The organism is Aminobacter sp. P4_H6_2 (genome assembly GCF_056400805.1).
Window position 1 is genome coordinate 1 of record NZ_JBFUKO010000397.1, and the last position, 4,958, is coordinate 4,958.

Consider the following 4,958-nt stretch of genomic DNA (forward strand, 5'->3'; position numbering starts at 1 on the left):
GTCAAGCCAAGCTTGACGATCTCGCGGACCGTGACCGTACATGACAGCGCCGTCGACTGCGGCAACACCGCACGAATGCTTGCAGCCTCCCACGGCTTCAGCGAGGCGGCATTGCGGCCATTGAGCGAGACGTTGCCGGAATAAGGCAGTTCACCGGTCAGCGCCTTTAGGAAAGTGGTCTTGCCGGAGCCGTTTGGCCCGACAATTGCCGCAAGCTCACCGGGGCGAACGGTGAAATCGACATCGCTGACGATCCGTGTGGCGCCAATCGACACCGAGACTTGGCGTGCTTCGATCATTTTCTCAATCTCACCAGACGCCGTCAAAGATCGACGATGCCGCGCTTGCRCAACAGAATCCACAGGAAGAACGGCCCGCCAACGGCAGCCGTGACGATGCCGATCGGCAATTCGGCCGGCGCTACGATGGTGCGACTGACCGCATCCGCGAGCAGCAGCAGGCAGGCGCCCAGAAGGGCCGAGGCCGGCAGCAAGTAGCGGTTGTCAGGTCCGATCGCCAGGCRCAGCAAATGCGGCACGACAATGCCGATGAAACCAATGCCGCCGCTGACGGCTACCGACGCCCCGATTGCGGCCGACACAGCAACGATCGCCACATATTTCAGCCGTTGCACTGGAACGCCGAGGTGGCTTGCCGTCGCCTCCCCAAGCGCCAGCGCGTTGAGCCCCTTGGCCAGGAACGGCGTGGTCGCAAGCGCAAGCACGATGATCGGTCCCGCTGCGGCGATCTTCAGCCAGGTTGCGCCAGCGAGCGAGCCAAGCTGCCAGAACGTCAGGTCGCGCAACTGCCGGTCGTCGGCCATGTAGACAAGGATGCCGGTCAGAGCGATCGCCATGGCACCGAGCGCGATACCGGCCAGCAGCATGGTGGCAATCGAGGTGCGGCCCTGCCGTGTCGCGACATTGTAGAGGATGATCGTCGTGACAAGCCCGCCGCCGAAGGCAGCAAGCGGCAGCGCGTAGCTACCCAGCAGAGCCGTGAAAGGCGCGAGAAAAGTCCCGCCCAGCACGATCACCGAAACCGCGCCAAGCCCGGCACCCGCCGACACGCCGACCAGGCCGGGGTCGGCAAGCGGATTGCGGAACAGGCCCTGCATGACAGCGCCTGACACGGCGAGTGCCGCGCCCACAAGCACGCCCAGGATGATGCGCGGCAAGCGGATGTCGTAGACGATGATACTGTCACGCACCGACAGCGCTTCGTTGGCAGGCGTTGCGCCAAACAGCCAGTTGCCGATGAGCCCGAGTGCCGAGGCGTCTGAAGCGCCCCAGGTCAGGCTGAACAGCGCTGTGACGGCCAGAACCACGGCAAGCACGCCAATGGCGAGCAATGCTCGCGCGGAGCGGTCGCCATTGACATGGCGGCCACCCTTGTCTTCGCCGGTCAGGCCGGCGATCTTTTCATCCACCACGTTCCCGACCCTATTTCTTAACCGCGTCGCCATAGAGCGCAACGGCCAGATCCTTGATCGCACCGGCAGTGCGCGGGCCGAAGCCGAGCAGATAGGCGCCGTCCATGCGGATTACCTTTTTGGCCTGTCCAGCTGGCGTCGATGCGATGGCTGGGTGGGCGTACAGATCGGCATCGCCGATGGCGAGTTGCCCCTCGCGATCCATCATCAGGATGATGTCGGGTTTAGCGGTGATCGCCGCCTCGTCGGTGAGTTGCTTGTAGCCGGAGAAACCTTCGACCGCATTGACCCCGCCAGCGAGTGCTATGATGCCGTCGGCAGCCGTGCTGCTGCCCGAAGCAAGGATCTTGCCGCCCTGCAAGCTCAGGATGAACAGCACGCGCTTGCGCTCAGCCTGCGGAATATCCTTGGTCAGAGCTTCAGCGTCGCTGAGTTGCTTGTCGATCTCGGCGGCAAGCGTTTCGGCCTTTGCGTCAGCACCAAGTGCCTTGCCAACCACCAGGACTTTTTCGACGATACCCTTGTGGGTGAAACCTTCGGGCACCGAGATGAAGGGAATGCTCGCCTTCTTGAGCACGTCGAGCGCTTCCTTCGGACCACTGCCCTCAAGGGCCAGGATGCCGGACGGGTTGACCGACAAAACGCCCTCGGGCGAAAGCGCCCGCATGTAACCGACATCTGGAAGCTTGAACGCCGCTTCCGGATAGACGCTGGTCGAATCGCGGGCGACGAGCGTACCCTGCTCCCCCAACGCATAGACGATCTCGGTGATCGAGCCCCCGACCGAAGCCACGCGCGAGCGGTCGGGTAGAACCGACACGCCTTCGATGGCGAGACTTGCGATGGTTGTCGAAAGCAACAGCGACAGGCCTAGTGCGCCCGCGCGTGCGAGCCTTTGGGGTGCCGACATCATCGTTCTCCTCACGCCGCCTGCTGCTGGGATGCGCGCTGCAGGTTTTCAGCGAGGTTGCGCCAGCTCTCGCGCTCGCCTTCGCCTTCCTTCCGCTTGCCGAAGAACTGGATGATCATCTCGCCATTGGCGTCATAGGCCTCGACCGAAGTGACATGGCCATCCGTGTTCGGCTTGCGCACCGCCCACAGTTCGTGGACGTGATCGAGACGCAGGTGCAGATGGAAAGTCTCGTCGAGCACATTGATCCACGGCCCCATCGGCTTGATGTTCTTCACCGGACCGGAGTGGATCTGGATGCAGCCGTGGTTGCCAACGAAGCACATGATAGGCTGTTCGCTCTCGGCCGCCTGGTTGAACATGGCGGGCAGCGCGTCCTTGTCCAGCGTCCAGGCATAGTCGCCTCCGACCATGCGCATGGCCTGCTGTCGGCCAAGCTTGAGCGAGCGCAGGATGCCGAAGAATTGGTGCACGTCGGTCATGGTGCTCCAGCGCTGGCGCAGTTCATCGACGCTAGCCGAGCCGTCGCTGACAGGTTTTTCGGCGACCGCGGCAACAGTGGTGATCAACGGGTCCTGGTTGTCGGTGCCGAGAGCCTCGACCAGGTTCTGATAAGCGTAGAGATTGGACGACGGGCGAAGATGCACCTTGTGTACGGCGACGCCTGCGGCATCGAAGAACTGCAAGCTGCGGCGAATATCGTCGCCGTCTCGCTTTTCGACGGCAAAACCATGCGCCCAGGTGCTTGGGAAGATGCGAAGGTCGATGTTTTCGCCCAGTGCCATGGCGGCATGCTTGCCCGGCACCACCTTGTCGTAGACGCCGATCTTTTCGTGCACAGCACTTTCATTGCGGGTCAGTGCCATGACCTCGCCGACCGCCTCGAGCCCTGTCAGCAGGTCGTTGGCGCTCGGCTCGATGCGAACGACGCCCTCGCCACAATGTGCTGCCACCAGCTCCGCTTCTGAAATACCAAGCTGGCTGGCGAGATCGCGCTCGCGCATTTTCGGGTTGTCGGTCCGCGCCCACCGGATGTCATGCGGGGCGGGCTTTACGCGCTGGTCCATTGGATAACACCTACTTGTTGAGAATGAGCTTGCCCTGACGGGTAATCTTCAGGCGGTAGAGAGCGCCGCCATGATCGATGCCGATCTCGAAATCGCCGAGAAACAGCGACTCGCTGGTCAGTGTCCTGACCGCGAGCGAACCAGCGATCGGACGCGCCGCGACCTGACCTTCCGGCCTGCGGTATCCGTGCCGGAATTGGCCAGAACGGAAATGGTTCGGATTGTGTGAATTCATCTCATTTCACTCCTTCATCCGGCCGCCGCGCCGGCTCAGTCCGGTCGTGGCCATGAGGTCAAATCAATTTGTTGACTCGATCAATCATGTTTACTAGTCAGTGCAATACCGGACTGATCGAGTCAAGATTTAAGACGTGTCGGGCGGACGAAAAAATGCAAGCAAGCGCCAAGCAAGCCAGCAGGGACATTTTGGAGTTGGGATATGGGGCTGGTTGCTCGGAACAAGGCTGCTCTGCTGGGCGGAGCGGCGATRGCGTTGCTGGTGGGATTGCAAAACGCCAAAGCGCAGGAAACGCAAACGAATGAACAGGATAAGAAGGGGCGCGTAACCGTACTGCAGCGCCTGATCGTCGGTGCCGGCCAGGAAAAAGTCGCTATCGACACACCGCAGGCCGTCTCCGTGCTTGAGCAAGCGGACATAGACCAACTGCAACCTGAGATGATCGGCGACATTATTCGCGCGATACCGGGGGTTAACGTCACCGGCTCAGACAGGCTACTTGGCCAGAGCTTCAACATCCGCGGCATCGGCGCCCCCGAGAATACCGGCGACGGCGGCCGTATCATCGTCAACGTAGATGGCGTGCAGAAGTTCTATGAGCAGTACCGGCTCGGATCCTTTTTCTCCGAGCCTGAGCTGTACAAACGCGTAGAAGTGCTGCGCGGCCCGGCCTCGTCCACACTCTATGGATCGGGCGCACTCGGCGGCGTAATCAATTTTGAAACCAAGGACGCCTCCGACTTCATTGCCGATGGCCAGACCGGCGCGCTGCGCCAGAAAGTTTCCTGGAACAGCAACGGCAACGGCTATCTGACGTCGACGGTGCTGGCCCAGCGCATGGGCGAAAACGCCGAGTTCCTGCTCACCGGCAATTATCGCGCCTCCGGCGTCTACACTTCCGGCGATGGAAGCGACGTTCTCGGCACGAACTTCAAGGCTTGGTCGGGTCTCGCCAAAGGCACCTTCAAGGTCGGAGAAGAAGGCACATTGCGGGCGTCCTACCAGCAGTGGGATTCCGATCTTGACGACCAGCAACTGTCGCAAACCAGCACGGCGTCCTTCTTCGGTCTGGTCGATCGCCACGTCGTCGATCGGACGGCGATTGTGTCGTACGAGAATCCGTTCGCCGACAATGACATGGCCGACGTAAAGGTGACGGCGTCCTACTCCAACACCCACAACGAACAGCGCAACGCCGACCTACGGTCGGCATGTAGCCCAGGTTCGTTCGCGGTTGTTTGCGTTTCGAACTACGGGTACGAGACTTGGCAGTTCAATGCCCAGAACACGATGGAGTGGACTGGCGACAAC

General features: G+C 61.5%; 6 protein-coding genes. 1 reads left to right on the forward strand and 5 read right to left on the reverse strand.

What is annotated here, in order from left to right:
• From AC1DUU_RS22690 to hemP, 5 genes are all read right to left on the reverse strand, one after another.
• A partial coding sequence (locus AC1DUU_RS22690; protein ID WP_476785643.1) for an ATP-binding cassette domain-containing protein occupies positions 1 to 299 on the reverse strand: 299 nt, incomplete at its 3' end.
• 23 nt (positions 300 to 322) lie between these two features.
• Entirely contained in the window at positions 323 to 1,432 is a 1,110-nt protein-coding gene (locus AC1DUU_RS22695) for a FecCD family ABC transporter permease (protein WP_476785644.1), read from the reverse strand.
• 10 nt (positions 1,433 to 1,442) lie between these two features.
• Complete coding sequence (locus tag AC1DUU_RS22700; protein ID WP_476785645.1) at positions 1,443 to 2,345, reverse strand: heme/hemin ABC transporter substrate-binding protein; 903 nt, start codon at positions 2,343 to 2,345, stop codon at positions 1,443 to 1,445.
• A gap of 8 nt (positions 2,346 to 2,353) precedes the next feature.
• Positions 2,354 to 3,409 (reverse strand): hemin-degrading factor, encoded by a 1,056-nt coding sequence (locus AC1DUU_RS22705; protein ID WP_476785646.1) that lies wholly within the window; start codon positions 3,407 to 3,409, stop codon positions 2,354 to 2,356.
• 10 nt (positions 3,410 to 3,419) lie between these two features.
• Positions 3,420 to 3,644, reverse strand: a complete 225-nt coding sequence (gene hemP / locus AC1DUU_RS22710) for a hemin uptake protein HemP (RefSeq protein ID WP_067966393.1) — start codon at positions 3,642 to 3,644, stop codon at positions 3,420 to 3,422.
• Between the two features lie 204 nt (positions 3,645 to 3,848).
• On the opposite strand from hemP, the gene AC1DUU_RS22715 reads away from it, so the two are divergent.
• Positions 3,849 to 4,958: TonB-dependent receptor plug domain-containing protein (locus AC1DUU_RS22715; RefSeq protein WP_476785647.1), on the forward strand; the 1,110-nt coding region annotated here is incomplete at its 3' end.